This window comes from Rathayibacter sp. AY1A5 (assembly GCF_002930875.1).
In the GTDB taxonomy this organism is placed as follows: Bacteria; Actinomycetota; Actinomycetes; order Actinomycetales; family Microbacteriaceae; genus Rathayibacter.
On sequence record NZ_PSTM01000001.1, the window covers coordinates 1 to 16480 of the forward strand.

Here is a 16480-nt window from a genome sequence, read left to right on the forward strand (position 1 = left end):
GCTCGCTGAGGGCGCTCTCGTCCTCGACGAGCAGGATGCTGGTCACGCGTGTTCTCCTATCGGGGCGGTCGCCGCGAAGGGCGTCCGGGCGGGGTCGGCCGTCGGGGTGACGGTCGGCGTCGCGGAGGGCGCGGGAGTCAGCGTCGAGTAGGCCTCGAGGGCGTTCGTCAGGACGGGGACGAGGAGCTCCTTGCCCTGCTCGGAGCCGTACTGGAAGTAGACGGGGAGCAGGCCGCCGGGGATCGTGTCGATGTCGTCCATCTGGACGGCCTCGGTGCTGTCGGGGCGGACCTCGGTACGGCCGGGGACGGCGTCGACGGTGTCGCTGGTGCGGCCCGCGGAGCCCTCGTACTGCACCTCGACGCTCAGCGCCTCATCGGTGGAGTTCACGAGCGTCACGATCAGGGTGCCGGCCTCGCCGTCGTCCGAGACGATCATCGCGTTGCGGATGGCGAGATCGCCGATCGTCGCGCCGACTCCGTCGCTCGGGTCGTAGATCTTGCGCGTCGCCTGCGGGGCGACGAGGTTGCAGCCGGCGGTAGCGAGGGCGACGCCGACCGCGAGAACGACGGATGCAGCGATACGCGCCTTCACAGGAACCTCCAGATCGTCGGCCCCGCTCGCCCCGGACAGGGCGACTTCACTGTGCACGAGCCGACACCAGGCTAGCGTAGCGAGCACCGCGGCTCCGCCCGTCCGGACTCCCTTCCCGCTCGGCGCGCATGGTAATCTGTCCGCCGCTGAAAGGACGTCGCATGCAGTTCGAGGTCGGAGAGACGGTCGTCTACCCCCATCACGGAGCCGCCACGATCGCCGAGGTGAAGACCCGGACGATCAAGGGCCAGGAGAAGACGTACCTGAAGCTCCGCGTCGCGCAGGGCGACCTCGTCATCGAGGTGCCCGCCGACAACGTCGACCTGGTCGGCGTCCGCGACGTCATCGGCCGCGAGGGCGTCGAGCGCGTGTTCGAGGTCCTGCGCGCCGAGGTCGTCGAGGAGCCGACCAACTGGTCGCGCCGCTACAAGGCCAACCTCGAGAAGCTCGGGTCCGGAGACGTCGTCAAGGTCTCCGAGGTCGTCCGCGACCTCACCCGCCGCGACCGCGACCGCGGCCTCTCGGCGGGGGAGAAGAGCATGCTCGCCAAGGCCCGCCAGATCCTCGTCTCCGAGCTCGCCCTGGCCGAGAAGACCGACGAGGACGCCGCCTCCGTGCTCCTCGACGAGGTCCTCGCATCCTGAACGGTCCGGCCGGCGCGCCGACCGCGGCCGTCGTCGTCGTCGCCGCCGGCAGCGGCACGAGGCTCGGCCGCGAGCGCCCCAAGGCCTACGTCGACTGCGCGGGGAGGACGATCCTCGAGCGCAGCCTGCGCACGGTGCTGCTGCTCGCGGAGCCGGTCCAGATCGTCGTCGTGGCTCCCGCCGCCCTCCTCGAGGAGACGGCCGCTCTGACGCACGCCGCCGGAGCCCCGGACGGCTCCGTCAGCGTCGTCGCCGGAGGCGCCAGCCGCCAGGAGTCGGTCGCTCGAGGGCTCCGGGCGCTCGGCCCGGCCGTCGAGACGGTGCTCGTGCACGACGCCGCCCGCGCCCTCACGCCCGTCGACCAGTTCGAGCGGGTGATCGCGGCGGTCCGGGAGACGGGCGGCGGAGTGATCCCGGGTCTGCCGGTCACTGACACGATCAAGCGCATCCGCGCCGACGGCGGGATCCTCGGCACGGTGGACCGCTCCGAGCTCGCCGCGGTGCAGACGCCGCAGGGCTTCCCGCGCGCGCTCCTCGACGAGGCCTACGCCTCGGCGGAGGAGGACTTCACCGACGACGCGGCGCTCATCGCCTCGCGCGGCGGTCCCTCGATCGTCGTCGCCGGCGACCCGCTCGCCTTCAAGATCACCACCCCCTGGGACCTGGCCCGCGCCGAGCAGGTGCTCGCACCGCCGCCCGCCGTCGTCGTGCCGCGCGTCGGCATCGGCACGGACGTGCACGCGTTCGACGACGCGTCGCCGCTCTGGCTCGCCGGGCTCCACTGGCCGGGGGAGCGGGGCCTGTCCGGGCACAGCGACGGCGACCCGGTCGCCCACGCGATCTGCGACGCGCTCCTGGCGGCGGCGGGTCTCGGCGACATCGGCTCCCGCTTCGGCACGACCGACCCGCGCTTCGCGGACGCCCACGGCGAGGTCTTCCTCCGCGCGACCCGCGAGCTGGTGGAGGCCGCCGGCTTCGCCATCGGCAACGTCTCGGTGCAGCTCATCGGCAACCGCCCGAAGTTCTCGCCGCGGCGCGAAGAGGCGCAGAGGCTGCTCTCGGAGCTGCTCGGCGCACCGGTCAGCGTCGCCGCCACCACCTCGGACGCGCTGGGCTTCACCGGCCGGGGCGAGGGGGTCGCCGCGACCGCGACGGCACTCGTCCTCCCCACCCCCGCTGTCGCCCGGTAGTCGCCGGGCGGAGCCGCCGACCCGGCCGGGAGCGGTCCGCCCGGTAAACTCGCCCGCGTGACTCTGCGACTGCATGACTCGAAGGCCCAGGCCCTCGTCGATTTCGTCCCCCTCCGCGAGAACGAGGTCGGGATGTACGTCTGCGGACCCACCGTTCAGTCCTCGCCCCACATCGGGCACCTGCGCTCCGCCCTCGCCTACGACCAGCTGCGCCGCTGGCTGGCGTACCGCGGCTTCCAGGTCACCCTGGTGCGCAACGTCACCGACATCGACGACAAGATCCTCGCCATCGCCGAGGACGCGCGGCGTCGGGTGCCCGAGGGCGCGCCGGTCGAGCAGTGGTGGGCGCTCGCCTACCGCGTCGAGCTCGAGTTCACCGCCGCGTACACGGCCCTCGGCATCCTCCCGCCGACCTACGAGCCGCGCGCGACCGCGAGCATCGCCGAGATGATCACCCTCATCCAGACCCTGATCGAGCGCGGTCACGCCTACCCGGCGCCCGACGACTCCGGCGACGTCTACTTCGACACGCGGTCCTGGCCGGACTACGGCTCGCTCACCCACCAGCGCCTCGAGAGCATGGAGGCGGCGACCGACGCCGACCCGCGCGGCAAGCGCGACCCGCACGACTTCGCTCTCTGGAAGGGCGCCAAGGCGGAGGAGCCCGAGTCGGCCGCCTGGGCCTCGCCGTGGGGCGCCGGGCGCCCCGGCTGGCACATCGAGTGCTCCGCGATGTCGACGAAGTACCTCGGCACCCAGTTCGACATCCACGGCGGCGGGCTCGACCTGCGCTTCCCCCACCACGAGAACGAGCTCGCCCAGTCCAGCGCCGCCGGCCACGCCTTCGCCAGCTACTGGCTGCACAACGGTCTCGTGTCCGTCATCGGCCAGAAGATGAGCAAGTCGCTCGGCAACTCGGTGTTCGCCTCCGAGCTGCTCGAGGCGGCCCGCCCGCTCGTCGTCCGCTACTACCTCGGCTCGGCCCACTACCGCTCCACCCTCGAGTTCCACGACGGGGCCCTCGAGGAGGCCGAAGCGGCGCTGGAGCGGATCGAGGGCTTCCTCGAGCGCTCCCGCCGCCGCCTCGACGGCACGCGGTTCGCCGCGCTCGGCGAGCCGGTGGTCCCGGAGGAGTTCGCCGAGGCGATGGACGACGACCTGTCCGTCCCGCAGGCCATCGGCGTCCTGCACGAGACCGTGCGCGCCGGCAACGCCGCCCTCGACGCCGAGGACCTCGGCTCCGTCTCGGCCCTGCGCACCCAGGTGCTCGCGATGGCGGCCGTGCTCGGCATCGACCCGGAGGCGCCCGAGTGGGCGCGCTCCGACGACGAACCCTCGTACCGCGCGCTCAGCGTGCTGGTCGACCGCCTGGTCGCCGAACGCCAGACCGCGCGCGAGCAGCGCGACTGGGCGAGCGCCGACCGCATCCGAACCGATCTCGCCGCGGCGGGAATCACGATCGAAGACACCCAGACGGGTGCGCATTGGAGTCTCGATGGCGAATAAGCCCGGCCGCCCCGGAGCGGTCCGAAAGAAGAGCAAGGGCAAGGCCGTCGGTTCCGGCGGTCAGGGCCGTCAGGCCCTCGAGGGCAAGAAGCCCACGCCCAAGGCCGAGGACCGGCCCTACCACCCCGCAGGCAAGGCGAAGCTCGCGCGCGAGCGCTTCGTCGCCGCAGGCGGCAAGGGCCGCCCCGGCGGAGCCCTCTCCGCGGCCGCCCGCGGACAGGGGCGCCCCGCTCCGTCGCGCAAGCCCAAGAGCGGCGACGACTTCGAGATGGTGACGGGCCGGAACTCGGTCCTCGAGGCGCTGCGCGCCAGCATCCCGGCCACCACCCTCTACCTCGCGACCCGCATCGAGATGGACGACCGGGTCAAGGAGGCGCTCAAGATCGCCACCGCCCGCGGCCTTCCCGTGCTCGAGGTCATGCGCCCGGAGCTCGACCGCCTCGCCGGCCCCGACTCCGTGCACCAGGGCCTCGTGCTAAAGGTGCCGCCCTACGAGTACGCCCACCCGAGCGACCTGCTCGAGCGCAGCGTCTCCCGCGGAGCGGTCCCCCTCCTCGTCGCCCTCGACGGCATCACCGACCCGCGCAACCTCGGAGCGATCATCCGCTCCGTCGCCGCGTTCGGCGGCCAGGGCGTCATCGTCCCGCAGCGCCGCTCCGTGGGCCTCAACTCCGCCGCCTGGAAGACCTCCGCCGGAGCCGCCGCGCGCATCCCCGTCGCGATGGCGTCCAACCTCACCGCCATGATCAAGGACTTCAAGCGCGCCGGCGTCTTCGTCATCGGACTCGACGGCGACGGCGACGTGATGCTGCCCGGCCTCGAACTCGCCGACCGGCCGCTCCTCGTCGTCGTCGGCAGCGAGGGCAAGGGCCTCTCCCGCCTCGTCACCGAGCAGTGCGACGCCGTCGTCTCCATTCCGATCAGCTCCGCCACCGAATCCCTCAACGCCGGGATCGCGGCGTCGGTCGCGCTCTACGAGATCTCCAAACTCCGCTCCGCCTCCGAGTAGCGCGGGCGCCGGCACGGCGATCTGCGGCGTTGTCGTCGGGCGCGATACCGCCGGTATCGCTTCCTCCTCCGCCTTGCAGCTCACCGCGCGGGCACCGGCACGGCGATCTGCGGCGTTGTCGTCGGGCGCGATACCGCCGGTATCGCTTCCTCCTCCGCCTTGCAGCTCACCGCGCCGGCACCCGCGCTCCAGGTCTGGATGTCAGGGGCGCCGCCTTCGGCGAGCGGACAGGGGCGCCGCCTGCGGCGAGCGGACCGAGTGCGCCGCCTGCGGCGAGCGGACCGAGTGCGCCGCCTGCGGCGAGCGAGCCGGGGGGATGCGAAGAGGGCCCGTGCTGACAGCGCGGGCCCTCTTGCGGTGGTGGGGGGTCAGACGTTCTTCGTCCAGTCGACGTCGGCGTCCTCGTCGGTGAGCTCGGCGTCGCCGGACTCGTCGAGGACGAGGTTCGGGAGGGTCAGCGCCTCGGTGGGAGGAGCGATGACCGTCGCCTCGTCGCGGCGGTGACGCAGGATGTCGTTCACGTAGGCGGTGACCGCCTCCGCCAGGGGGACGTCGCGCGCCTGCTGCTGCGACATGAACCATCGGTGCTCGAGCAGCTGGTGGAACATCTCGGCCGGCTCCAGGCGGCCCTTGAGATCACGGGGGATCGAGCGGATGACCGGCTCGAACACCTGCGCCAGCCACTCGTGCGCCACCATCTCCTCGTCCAGGCCCTGCTTGTCGTAGGTCGCCGTGTACGAGTCGAGGTCGTTGAGCAGGCGCCGCGCCTGGTTCTCCTGCGCGTCCAGCCCGGTGAGACGGAGCAGCCGCCGCTGGTGGTGGCCGGCGTCGACCACCTTCGGCTGGATCCGCACCGTGGACCCGGCCTCGTCGGTCTTGATCGCGAGCTCCTCGATGTCGAAGCCCAGCTCGTTCAGCCGGTTCACGCGGTCGTTGATCCGCCAGCGCTCCGAGGTCGCGAACGACTCGGCACCGGTCAGCTCCTTCCAGAGGCTGCGGTACGCCGCGACGATGCCGTCGGAGACCGTGATCGGATCGAGGTCGTCGTCGACGCGACCGCCGGCCTCGAGGTCGAGCAGCTCGCCGGCGATGTTGACGCGGGCGATCTCCAGATCGTTCTCGCGCTGGCCGTTCGAGAGGCCGCCCGAGTAGAGCTGCCCGGTCTCCGCATCGACCAGGTAGGCGGCGAAGGCGCCGGCATCGCGCCGGAAGAGGGTGTTCGAGAGGGACACGTCGCCCCAGAAGAAGCCGATCACGTGCAGGCGGACCAGGAGGAGCGCCAGCGCGTCGACCAGACGGGTCGCCGTGTCCGGCCGCAGCGTCTGCGAGAAGAGCGCCCGGTAGGGGAGCGAGAACTTGAGGTGACGGGTGACCAGCACGGCGGGCAGGGCCTCGCCCTCGTCGTCGGTGCGGTTCGTGATCACCGCGCCCGGCACCACGCACGGCACGTCGAGGCGCTGCAGCGTCTTCAGCATCTCGTACTCGCGCCGCGACATCTCGGCGGTCGTCTCCTTGACGGCGACGACGTGACCGGAGAGGTGGGCGAAACGGACCGTGTGCCGCGAGATGCCCTTCGGCAGGGCGGCGATGTACTCGTCGGGCCAGTCGTCGAGCCGCAGGTTCCACGGCAGGTCGAGCAGGGCCGGGTCGACGGTGGCCGAGGTGATGTTCAGGGAGCCGGACATGGTGCGCCGTTCGTGTCGCGTGTCGGACGGTGGGGGAGCCGCAGACGACGCTGCCGCCGCCCTGGAGGGGACGGCGGCAGCGTGCGGTGCAGGAGGAGGCTCAGGAGAGGCGCTCGCCCGACTCCGCGTCGAAGATGTGCACGCGGTGGTTCGCGGTCACGTACACGCGGTCGCCCGCGGTCGGGTGCACGCGGCCGTCGACGCGCGCGACGATGTCGGTGCGGCGGCCCTCGACCTCGGTGTGGCCGTAGAGGTAGCCGTCCGAGCCGAGCTCCTCGATGAGGTCGACCTCGATCGGCAGTCCGCCGGGCTGGGTCGAGACGGTGACGTCCTCCGGGCGCACGCCGAGCGTGACGACCTTCTGGCTCGTCTTCGCGAGCGCCTCGCGGGCGATCGGGAGGACGGTGTCGCCGAACTTGACGCCGCCGTCGGTGACGTCCGCGTGGAAGAGGTTCATCGCGGGCGAGCCGATGAAGCCGGCCACGAAGACGTTGTTCGGGTTCTCGTACAGGTCGCGGGGCGAGCCGACCTGCTGGAGGAGGCCGTCCTTGAGGACCGCGATGCGGTCGCCCATGGTGAGCGCCTCGGTCTGGTCGTGGGTGACGTAGACCGTGGTGATGCCCAGGCGGCGCTGCAGCGTGCCGATCTGGGTGCGGGTGGACACGCGGAGCTTGGCGTCGAGGTTCGACAGCGGCTCGTCCATGAGGAAGACCTGGGGCTTGCGGACGATGGCGCGGCCCATCGCGACGCGCTGGCGCTGGCCACCGGAGAGCGCCTTCGGCTTGCGGTTCAGGTAGGGCTCGAGGTCGAGCATCTTCGCGGCCTCGAGGACCCGCGCGGCGCGCTCGTCCTTGTTGACGCCGGCGATCTTGAGCGCGAAGCCCATGTTCTCGGCGACCGACATGTGCGGGTACAGCGCGTAGTTCTGGAAGACCATCGCGATGTCGCGGTCCTTCGGCGGAACGTCCGTGACGTTGCGGTCGCCGATGAGGATGCGGCCCTCGTTGACCTCCTCGAGGCCGGCGAGCATGCGCAGGGAGGTGGACTTGCCGCAGCCGGAGGGGCCGACGAGGACGAGGAACTCGCCGTCGCCCACCTCGAGGTTGAGCTTGTCGACGGAGGCACGAGTGGCCCCGGGGTAGACGCGGGACGCGTGGTCGAAAGTTACGGACGCCATTGTTCTTGCTCCTTCACCGGCAGGTACGTGCCGGACGATCCGAGTGAATGGAAGTGATGGTCATCATCGCGTGGGCGACTCCGACCAACCGTCACAGTATGCCACGGGGCCGACAGTCGTCGGTCGGGCACCGCGTATCCGTCGTTTGGAGGTTTCCCAGGGCTCGCGCGTAGGATTCCGGCGAGTCGCGCCCGGCGACCCCCTTCTTCCCCCTCTCTCATTCGGAGCGTTCTTGTCATGACCACCGGCGGAGCCAACGACCGTCTCTCGAAGAACCAGCGACGAGAGGCCGCCCGAGAGAAGGCGCGCCGCCTGCGCGAGCAGCAGAAGCGCCGCGACCGCGTGAGCCGCTTCGCCCTGCAGGGCGGGCTCGCCGCCGTCGTGATCGCGGTCGTCGTGATCGTGGTCTTCGCCGTCACCTCGAGCATCCGCCCCGCGGGTCCGGGCCCGGCGAACATGGCGAGCGACGGTGTCGTCATCGGCGAGAACATGGTCGCGCAGACGAGCGGCGCCGTCGCCGCCGACGGGACGCCCACCCCCAGCGCGCTCGACACCTCGGCCGGCACGGTCGACATCCGGGTCTACCTCGACTACCTCTGCCCCTACTGCGGCCAGTTCGAGAAGACCAACGGCGACCAGATCAAGGAGTGGGTGACCAGCGGTGCCGCGACGGTCGAGATCCACCCGATCGCCATCCTCACGACCCGCTCCAACGGCACCAAGTACTCGGAGCGCTCGGCCAACGCCGCCGCGTGCGTCGCGGACCGCTCGCCCGACTCCTTCTTCGACTTCAACTCCCTGCTGTTCGCCAACCAGCCGGCGGAGGGGACCGACGGACTCTCGGACGACCAGTTGAAGGACTACGCCTCGCAGGCGGGCGTCGAGGACACGGCGGCCGTGAACACCTGCATCGACGACCAGAGCTTCGTGAGCTGGGTCCGCGCCGCGACCGAGCGCGCTACGTCGGGTCCGCTGCCCGGCACGGACGTGCCCGCGGTCACGGGCACCCCGACCGTCCTGGTCAATGGCGAGGCCTACTCGGGCTCGCTGACCGACCCGGACGCCTTCAGCTCCTTCGTGCTCTCGGCCGCCGCCGACTCCTACTCGTCGGCGACTCCCGCGCCCACCTCCTCCGAGACCCCGGCGCCGAGCGACACGCCCGCGTCGACCGAGGCTCCCGCGTCGACCGAGACCCCGGCTCCCGGCGACGCCCCGGTCTCCACCGAGGCTCCGGCCTCCTCCGAGCCCACTCCGGCCGCCGCGGGCTGAGCCCCGGACGCGCACGAGCCCCGCGCATACAGAAGGCCCCGACCGCACACAGCGGTCGGGGCCTTCTTCTCTCCTGAGCCGACGACGGGACTTGAACCCGTAACCGCCCGATTACAAGTCGGGTGCGCTACCAATTGCGCCACGTCGGCAGGTGCGCTCGCGCGCCCGGCCACCCTATCGCGGGCCCCGGATCCGCCCGGATCGGGGCCCGCCGCGTCTCACGGTTCGAGGATGCTGAGGTGCCGCTCGGCGGGAGCGGGACGCTTGGGGCCGCCGATCTTCCCGTCGGGACGGCCGACGTAGAGCCAGCCGAGCAGCTCCTCGCCCTTCTCGAGGCGATGCGCCTTCCGCACGGCCTTGTCGCGCGTGTAGGAGCCGGTGCGCCAGAAGACACCCCAGCCCGCCTCGTCGAGCAGCAGGCTCAGGAGGTGGGCGACGCCCGAGGCGACGGCCTCCTGCTCCCAGGCCGGCACCTTCGACTTCTTGACGCTGACCACGACGGCCAGCAGCAGGGAGGCGCGGTGCGTCTTCTCGATGTACTTCCGCGGGTCCTTCTTCGCCCCCGAGGCGACCGCGAAGCTGCGGCCGACCCGGTCGCGGGCGGCGCCGCGGATCTCGATGACCCGCCACGGGCGCAGCGAGCTGTGATCGGCGAGACGCGACGCCGCCGAGACGAACGCCGCGATCTCGTCGTGCCCCGGAGCCTCCGGCGTCACCTTCGAGCGCGATCGGCGCGAGAGGACGGCCTCGAGCACGGGGGAGGAGGACACGGTCACTCGCCCTCGGCCTGGAAGTTCAGGGCGATCGAGTTCATGCAGTAGCGGTCGCCGGTGGGCGTGCCGAAGCCGTCGGGGAAGACGTGTCCCAGGTGGGATCCGCAGTTCGCGCAGCGGACCTCGGTGCGGACCATGCCGAGGGTGCTGTCCTCGATCAGCTGGACCGCGTCCGGGTTCACGGACTCGTAGAAGCTTGGCCAGCCGCAGCCGGAGTCGAACTTCGTGCCGCTCTTGAAGAGCTCGGCGCTGCAGGCGGCACAGGTATAGAGGCCGGAGCGGTGCTCGTCGAGCAGCTCGCCGGTCCACGGGCGCTCGGTGGCCGCTTCGCGCAGGACCGCGTACTGGTCGCGGTCGAGCTCCTCGCGCCACTCGGCGTCGGACTTGTTCACGGAATACGACGACATGGGTCTCCCTCGGAATCCTCGTCAGTGTACGGGGGCGGTCGCGCCCCTCCACCTGGTCCAACCCCCGGGGCGACGGCTCCATTCCGCCTCCGCGGGCTGTGGAGGAGACTCCCCGCCTCCATGCCGCGACACGGTCACGAGGTGTTCGGAGCGCCTCCCCGGCGGCGGCCGTGGGCCTGCCTACCCTGGACGGATGAGCAGGACGACGGACCCGAGACCGGGCACCGGTCTGTCCGAGCGCGAGCTGCGGGTGCTCGCCTTCGAGCGCGAGTGGACGGCCCGCTCCGGGGACAAGGACGACGCGATCCGCTCCCAGTTCGGACTGTCGGCCGCCCGCTACTATCAGGTGCTCAGCGCGGTGCTCGCCTCTCCGGCCGCCCTCGCGCACGACCCGATGCTCGTCACGCGGCTGCAGCGCATCCGCGACCAGCGCGCCGGCGCCCGCGCCTCGCGACGCCTCGGGCGCCTCGAGTAGACGAGCTGCTCGAGTCCACCAACGGAAGGCCGGCCGTACCCCCGATGTCGAACACGCACCCGAGAGACCGCTTCGACGAGGTCCCGGCGACGGAGGCGCGCGTCGGCGCCCACCGCCGGCCGCCGGCCCCTCACGCCCGCGCCGTCGCCCTCGCCTGGGCCGCCCTCGCCACCGGAGTCATCGTCCTGCTCGGCTTCATCGGGCTGCTGGTCATCGACGACCGGGTGCAGTTCACGGATGTCTTCACTCCGCCGACCGCGACCGCGGAGGCGACCCCGACCGCAGCCGCGACGCTCGATCCCGATCTCGCCGTCGCCGTCCTCAACGGCACCGCCACCGTCGGACTCGCCGCCAGCGCCGGCGACGCCCTGACGACGGCCGGATGGAGCGTCCCGACCGTCGCGAACGCGAACACCGAGGACATCGCCGCCACGACCGTCTACTACACCGACCCAGCGCTCGAGGGAGCGGCCCTCGGTCTCGTCGACTCGCTCGGAACGGGGACCGTCCTGCTCTCGCAGGACTTCGTCGAGACGGGCTCCGTCGTCGTGGTCCTGGGGGCCGATTACGCCTCCGAGCAGGGCTGATCGGGGCCCTCTGTTACGGGCACGTTTCCTCCGTGTTGAATCCCGGGCAACTCTTCCCCGCGAGGCCCTTTCCAGCCCCTCCCGGGGCCGATAGCCGGATTAGTATTCCTGACCAGGCACCAGCACATCGCTCGTGCCGCGGGCATCACAGCACTGGGGAGTACAGAGATGGCGAACGGAACCGTCAAGTGGTTCAACGCTGAGAAGGGCTACGGCTTCATCACGGTCGACGGCGGCGGACAGGACGTCTTCGTCCACTACTCCGCGATCGACATGTCGGGGTACAAGGTCCTCGAGGAGGGGCAGCAGGTCGCGTTCGAGGTCGGCACGGGGTCGAAGGGCCCCCAGGCCGAATCGGTCCGCCCGGCCTGACCGCCGAGCCTCCCGGGAGCCGTCGTCCGCCTCGTGCGGGCGGCGGCTCCTTCGTGTCGGAGCGCGTGCCGGTCGCTTGCACTCGTCCACCGCGAGTGCCAGAATCGACCTTGGCACTCGCTCCGGTCGAGTGCCAGCACAGACATTTCACGACGTCCGGGAGGGACGAGAAACACACATGGCCAAGATCATTGCTTTTGACGAAGAAGCCCGCCGCGGCCTCGAGCGTGGACTCAACACTCTGGCCGACGCGGTCAAGGTGACCCTCGGCCCGCGCGGCCGCAACGTCGTCCTCGAGAAGAAGTGGGGCGCTCCCACCATCACGAACGACGGCGTCTCCATCGCCAAGGAGATCGAGCTCGACGAGCCGTACGAGAAGATCGGCGCCGAGCTCGTCAAGGAGGTCGCCAAGAAGACCGACGACGTCGCCGGCGACGGAACCACCACCGCGACCGTCCTCGCTCAGGCGCTCGTCCGCGAGGGCCTGCGCAACGTCGCGGCCGGCGCCGACCCGATCAGCCTCAAGAAGGGCATCGAGAAGGCCGTCAAGGCCGTCACCGCCGAGCTCATCGCCGGCGCGAAGGCGATCGAGACCAAGGAGGAGATCGCGGCGACCGCCTCCATCTCCGCCGCGGACCCCGAGATCGGCGCGATCATCGCCGAGGCGATCGACAAGGTCGGCAAGGAGGGAGTCGTCACCGTCGAGGAGTCGAACACCTTCGGCACCGAGCTCGAGCTCACCGAGGGCATGCGCTTCGACAAGGGCTACCTGTCGCAGTACTTCGTGACCGACCCCGACCGCCAGGAGGCGGTGTTCGAGGACCCCTACATCCTCATCGTCAACTCCAAGGTCTCGAACATCAAGGACCTGCTCCCGGTCGTCGACAAGGTGATCCAGGCGGGCAAGCAGCTGCTGATCATCGCCGAGGACGTCGACGGCGAGGCGCTGGCGACCCTGGTCGTCAACAAGATCCGCGGCATCTTCAAGTCGGTCGCCGTCAAGGCCCCGGGCTTCGGCGACCGTCGCAAGGCGCAGCTCCAGGACATCGCGATCCTCACCGGCGGCCAGGTCATCTCCGAGGAGGTCGGCCTCAAGCTCGAGAACGTCACCCTCGACCTGCTCGGCTCGGCCCGCAAGGTCGTCATCACCAAGGACGAGACCACGATCGTCGAGGGTGCCGGCGACGCCGAGGCCATCGCCGGCCGCGTCGCGCAGATCCGCGGCGAGATCGAGAACACCGACAGCGACTACGACCGCGAGAAGCTCCAGGAGCGCCTCGCGAAGCTCGCCGGCGGCGTCGCGGTCATCAAGGCCGGAGCGGCGACCGAGGTCGAGCTCAAGGAGCGCAAGCACCGCATCGAGGACGCCGTCCGCAACGCGAAGGCCGCCGTCGAGGAGGGCATCGTCGCCGGTGGTGGCGTCGCCCTCATCCAGGCCGGCAAGCTCGCCTTCGAGAAGCTCGAGCTCGTCGGAGACGAGGCGACCGGCGCGAACATCGTCAAGGTCGCCATCGACGCCCCGCTCAAGCAGATCGCCCTCAACGCGGGCATGGAGCCCGGCGTCGTCGCTGCGAAGGTCCGCGAGCTGCCCACCGGACACGGCCTCAACGCCGCGACCGGCGAGTACGTCGACCTCATCGCCGCGGGCATCATCGACCCGGTCAAGGTCACGCGCTCCGCTCTGCAGAACGCGGCGTCGATCGCCGGTCTCTTCCTCACCACGGAGGCCGTCGTCGCCGACAAGCCCGAGAAGAACCCGGTCGCCGCGGGCGGCGACCCCACCGGAGGCATGGACTTCTAGTCCGTCCCCCCACCACGCAGAAGGCGGTTCCCCTCCGGGGGAGCCGCCTTCGGCGTTTCCGGAGGCATCTGAGCGAGCAGCAGGCGACCGGACCGGCAGGTGGTCCTGGATCCGCTCCGCGACCACAACGGCGGTCCTCCTGCGGTGGCGCCGCCCTCCGCGCCGCCTCGGTCTCCTCAGCGGACACCGGCACCAGAAGCGCGTGGGGTGCGCCGGTGCGGGTCGCGACGTACGGGGTCGGGGCGGAGATGTCGTCGGCCGAACGGATGCGGACGGCGACTCTGCAGGATCCGGCGACGCGGCACCCGTCGAGCGTCGGGTCTCATCTCCAGCGGTCCGGGCGGGCTCGCCGCCCGATGGTACCCAAGAGGAGAGAGTGAGCCGCGCGCGGCCGTGCACTCCGGGTGCGCGAGGTCACGGTCGCCCCGGGCGGATCGATCCGTGACGCTCGCGGACGTCGACGGGAGACCTCGGACCGAAGGGGCCCCGAGGTAAGACGGACCGCGGTGCGGATCAGACCGAGGCGGGGGAGGTCTCGCCGTTCTGGCCGACCGTGAGCAACGGCAGCGCGACGCGGAAGGTCGCGCCTCCGCCCGGCGTCTCGACGACGTCCACGCGGCCCTTGTGCGCGGCGACGATCGAGGACACGATCGCCAGTCCGAGGCCGCTGCCGCCGGTCTCGCGGGTCCGCGACGTGTCCGCGCGCCAGAAGCGCTGGAAGATCTTCTCGCGGATCTGCGGCGGGATGCCCTCGCCGTGGTCGATGACCTCCAGCAGGGCGAGGCGGCGGGAGCGGTCGACGGCGACGCCGATCTCGATCGGAGTTTCCTCGGGCGTGTAGCGGACGGCGTTGCCGATCAGGTTCGTCAGGACCTGGCGGATCTTGTTCTCCTCCGCCATCACCATCGCGGGCACGCCCGGCTCCTCGGGGGCGGTGGCGGTGCCGGCGGCGATCTCCTCGGCGTTGACCCGGCGCGGACGCCGGCGGAATCGGGCGAGCCTCGCTCCTGCCGCGGCGATCGGGCCGGTGAGCCCGGGGTTCGTCAGCTCCATGGTCTGAGTGGCGGAGGCGCCGGCCTCGTCGGGCTCGAGCGCGGGCGTCTCCACGGGGGTGTCGTCGCGGGTCTCGACGCCGAAGTCGCGGTCGGGCCAGGAGGCCATCGCGTCCATCGCGGCGTCGCGGGCGAGCGGCATCAGATCGACGGGCGCGAGTGCGAGAGGCTTCGTCTCGTCGAGGCGGGCGAGCTCGAGGAGGTCCTCGACCAGGCCGCCCATCCGGATCGCCTCCTTCTCGATGCGCTCCATCGCCTGGCCGACGGCCTCGGGCGTCTGCAGAGCGCCCATCCGGTACAGCTCGGCGTAGCCGCGGACGGAGACCAGCGGGGTGCGCAGCTCGTGGCTGGCGTCGCCGACGAAGCGGCGCATCTGGTCGATCGTGCGGGCGCGGTCGCGGAAGGCGGAGTCGATCCGCCCGAGCATCGCGTTCAGGGAGCGGTTGAGGCGTCCGACCTCGGTGTTGGGTGTCGTGCCGTCCAGGCGCTGGCTGAAGTCGCCGTCGGCGATGGCGGCGGCGGTCTGCTCGACCTCGCGCAGCGGGGCGAAGGTGGTGGTGACCAGCAGCCGGGTGAGGAGTGCGCCGATCACGACGATCGCGACTCCGAAGCCGAGGAAGATCGTGAGGTACGTCGTCATGATGACGTCGACGCTGCGGGTCGACACCGCGAGCAGGAGCGTCTGGTACTCGGTGCCCCTCGTGAACACCGTCGACATGACGTGGTACTCGACCTTGCCGTTGGAGCTCCAGATCTCCATCGGCTTGTCGCCGCCCTGCAGCGCCTGCTCGAGGGTGAAGGTCTGCGGGAAGGCGGGGTCGGCCGCGCCGGACGCGTTCGTGTTGTCGAGCGTGCCGTACTGGTCGTAGACGGCGCCGAAGTCGGCCTTGGACTCGTCGATCGCGGCGAGGTCGTTGACGGAGAGGTCGCTCGCCGTCCGCTGGACCTGGTCGGCCAGCTGCGCGTCGAGCTGGGCGACGAGCTGCGGCTTCAGCATCGTCATCGTCCCGATCCCGGAGACGAGGAGTCCCAGCGTGAGCAGGAGGACCGTGACCGCGGTGATCTTGGTGCGCAACGAGATGGAGTTCCACCGCTCGGCCAGACCCTGGTGCATGGCGGTGGAACTCCCTCGGGATCGGCGGGCGCCGCGCCTCCGGCGGGAGGTGGCGCCGAGGTGGCGGAGGCTAGGCCTTCGCGACCTTCAGCATGTATCCGAATCCTCGCTTGGTCTGGATGAGCGATTCCTCCGAATGCGTGTCGAGCTTACGTCGCAGGTACGAGATGTAGGACTCGACGATGCCCGCATCGCCGTTGAAGTCGTACTCCCAGACGTGGTCGAGGATCTGCGCCTTGCTGAGCACCCGGTTCGGGTTGAGCATCAGGTAGCGGAGCAGCTTGAACTCGGTGGGGCTGAGCTCAACCGGCTCGTCGCCGACGAGGACCTCGTGCGTGTCCTGGTCCATCGTCAGCTCGCCGGCCCGGATGACCGCGTCCTCCTCGGCGTGCATGGTGCGGCGGAGGATCGCCTTGATGCGCGCGACGATCTCGTCGAGGCTGAACGGCTTCGTGACGTAGTCGTCACCGCCGACGGTGAGGCCCGTGATCTTGTCCTCGGTGTCGTCCTTCGCCGTGAGGAAGAGGATGGGGGAGGTGTACCCGGCCGAGCGGAGGCGCTTGGTCACGCCGAACCCGTTCATGTCGGGGAGCATCACGTCGAGGATGATCAGGTCCGGCTCCTCCTCGAGGACCGCCGAGATGGCCTGGGCCCCGTTGCCGACCGCACGCACGGCGAAGCCGGCGAAGCGGAGGCTCGTGGTGAGCAGGTCTCTGATGTTGGGCTCGTCGTCGACGATGAGAATGCGGGGTCCGTCCATGCAGGACAGTATCTGGCCGTCGGCTGTACGGAGTCTGGGAGTCGGTTGTCCGGGCGCTCGGTGCC

At 70.9% G+C, this 16480-nt stretch carries 16 protein-coding genes and 1 tRNA gene; 9 read left to right on the forward strand and 8 right to left on the reverse strand.

The genetic code is table 11. The annotated features are described in order from the left end of the window. Positions 1–42: 42 nt before the first annotated feature. Complete coding sequence (locus C5B98_RS16735; RefSeq protein WP_104355311.1) at positions 43–594, reverse strand: hypothetical protein; 552 nt, start codon at positions 592–594, stop codon at positions 43–45. Positions 595–755: 161 nt separating this feature from the next. Here C5B98_RS16735 and C5B98_RS00010 point away from each other — a divergent pair, with 161 nt between their 5' ends. From C5B98_RS00010 to rlmB, 4 genes are read left to right on the forward strand one after another with little or no spacing between them, the layout of a single operon-like run. Next, the gene (locus C5B98_RS00010) at positions 756–1238 is read left to right on the forward strand and encodes a CarD family transcriptional regulator (protein WP_104224589.1); all 483 of its coding nucleotides are present in this window, start codon (positions 756–758) and stop codon (positions 1236–1238) included. Next, positions 1232–2428, forward strand: a complete 1197-nt coding sequence (ispD, locus tag C5B98_RS00015) for a 2-C-methyl-D-erythritol 4-phosphate cytidylyltransferase (protein ID WP_181065419.1) — start codon at positions 1232–1234, stop codon at positions 2426–2428. The genes C5B98_RS00010 and ispD overlap by 7 nt, the downstream gene beginning before the upstream one ends. A gap of 57 nt (positions 2429–2485) precedes the next feature. Next, positions 2486–3934 (forward strand): cysteine--tRNA ligase, encoded by a 1449-nt coding sequence (cysS, locus tag C5B98_RS00020; protein WP_104247688.1) that lies wholly within the window; start codon positions 2486–2488, stop codon positions 3932–3934. Beyond that, positions 3924–4943 (forward strand): 23S rRNA (guanosine(2251)-2'-O)-methyltransferase RlmB, encoded by a 1020-nt coding sequence (rlmB, locus tag C5B98_RS00025; protein ID WP_104224591.1) that lies wholly within the window; start codon positions 3924–3926, stop codon positions 4941–4943. Before cysS ends, rlmB begins: the two co-directional genes overlap by 11 nt. Before the next feature lie 368 nt (positions 4944–5311). Here rlmB and C5B98_RS00030 read toward each other — a convergent pair whose 3' ends face one another. After that, a complete protein-coding gene (locus C5B98_RS00030; protein ID WP_104226481.1) occupies positions 5312–6628 on the reverse strand; it encodes a DUF4032 domain-containing protein in 1317 nt (438 codons plus the stop codon). A gap of 100 nt (positions 6629–6728) precedes the next feature. After that, positions 6729–7805: an ABC transporter ATP-binding protein gene (locus C5B98_RS00035; RefSeq protein ID WP_104224593.1), complete on the reverse strand. Its 1077-nt coding sequence runs from the start codon at positions 7803–7805 to the stop codon at positions 6729–6731. A 237-nt stretch (positions 7806–8042) separates the two neighbouring features. On the opposite strand from C5B98_RS00035, the gene C5B98_RS00040 reads away from it, so the two are divergent. Continuing rightward, positions 8043–9074 (forward strand): thioredoxin domain-containing protein, encoded by a 1032-nt coding sequence (locus tag C5B98_RS00040; protein ID WP_104249377.1) that lies wholly within the window; start codon positions 8043–8045, stop codon positions 9072–9074. A 76-nt stretch (positions 9075–9150) separates the two neighbouring features. Here the strand turns inward: C5B98_RS00040 and C5B98_RS00045 are convergent. From C5B98_RS00045 to msrB, 3 genes are all read right to left on the reverse strand, one after another. Beyond that, a tRNA-Thr gene (locus C5B98_RS00045) sits at positions 9151–9223 on the reverse strand. A gap of 69 nt (positions 9224–9292) precedes the next feature. Then, on the reverse strand, positions 9293–9850 hold the full coding sequence (locus C5B98_RS00050; RefSeq protein ID WP_104327082.1) for a nitroreductase family protein: 558 nt from the start codon (positions 9848–9850) through the stop codon (positions 9293–9295). Then, entirely contained in the window at positions 9847–10254 is a 408-nt protein-coding gene (msrB, locus tag C5B98_RS00055; protein ID WP_104224596.1) for a peptide-methionine (R)-S-oxide reductase MsrB, read from the reverse strand. The genes C5B98_RS00050 and msrB overlap by 4 nt, the downstream gene beginning before the upstream one ends. 193 nt (positions 10255–10447) lie before the next feature. Between msrB and C5B98_RS00060 the strand changes: the two genes are divergently transcribed. From C5B98_RS00060 to groL, 4 genes are all read left to right on the forward strand, one after another. After that, on the forward strand, positions 10448–10729 hold the full coding sequence (locus C5B98_RS00060; RefSeq protein ID WP_104224597.1) for a DUF3263 domain-containing protein: 282 nt from the start codon (positions 10448–10450) through the stop codon (positions 10727–10729). 44 nt (positions 10730–10773) lie between these two features. Then, the gene (locus tag C5B98_RS00065) at positions 10774–11316 is read left to right on the forward strand and encodes a LytR C-terminal domain-containing protein (RefSeq protein ID WP_104224598.1); all 543 of its coding nucleotides are present in this window, start codon (positions 10774–10776) and stop codon (positions 11314–11316) included. Positions 11317–11484: 168 nt separating this feature from the next. Next, positions 11485–11688 (forward strand): cold-shock protein, encoded by a 204-nt coding sequence (locus tag C5B98_RS00070; RefSeq protein WP_104224599.1) that lies wholly within the window; start codon positions 11485–11487, stop codon positions 11686–11688. A gap of 178 nt (positions 11689–11866) precedes the next feature. Continuing rightward, positions 11867–13489 carry a chaperonin GroEL gene (gene groL, locus C5B98_RS00075; RefSeq protein ID WP_104224600.1) on the forward strand — a complete coding sequence of 541 codons (1623 nt, stop codon included), beginning with the start codon at positions 11867–11869 and terminating at the stop codon, positions 13487–13489. Between the two features lie 513 nt (positions 13490–14002). On the opposite strand, the gene C5B98_RS00080 is transcribed toward groL, so the two are convergent. Further along, the gene (locus tag C5B98_RS00080) at positions 14003–15655 is read right to left on the reverse strand and encodes a HAMP domain-containing sensor histidine kinase (RefSeq protein ID WP_104327083.1); all 1653 of its coding nucleotides are present in this window, start codon (positions 15653–15655) and stop codon (positions 14003–14005) included. Positions 15656–15725: 70 nt separating this feature from the next. Next, entirely contained in the window at positions 15726–16415 is a 690-nt protein-coding gene (locus tag C5B98_RS00085; protein ID WP_055787731.1) for a response regulator transcription factor, read from the reverse strand. Positions 16416–16480 lie beyond the last annotated feature (65 nt).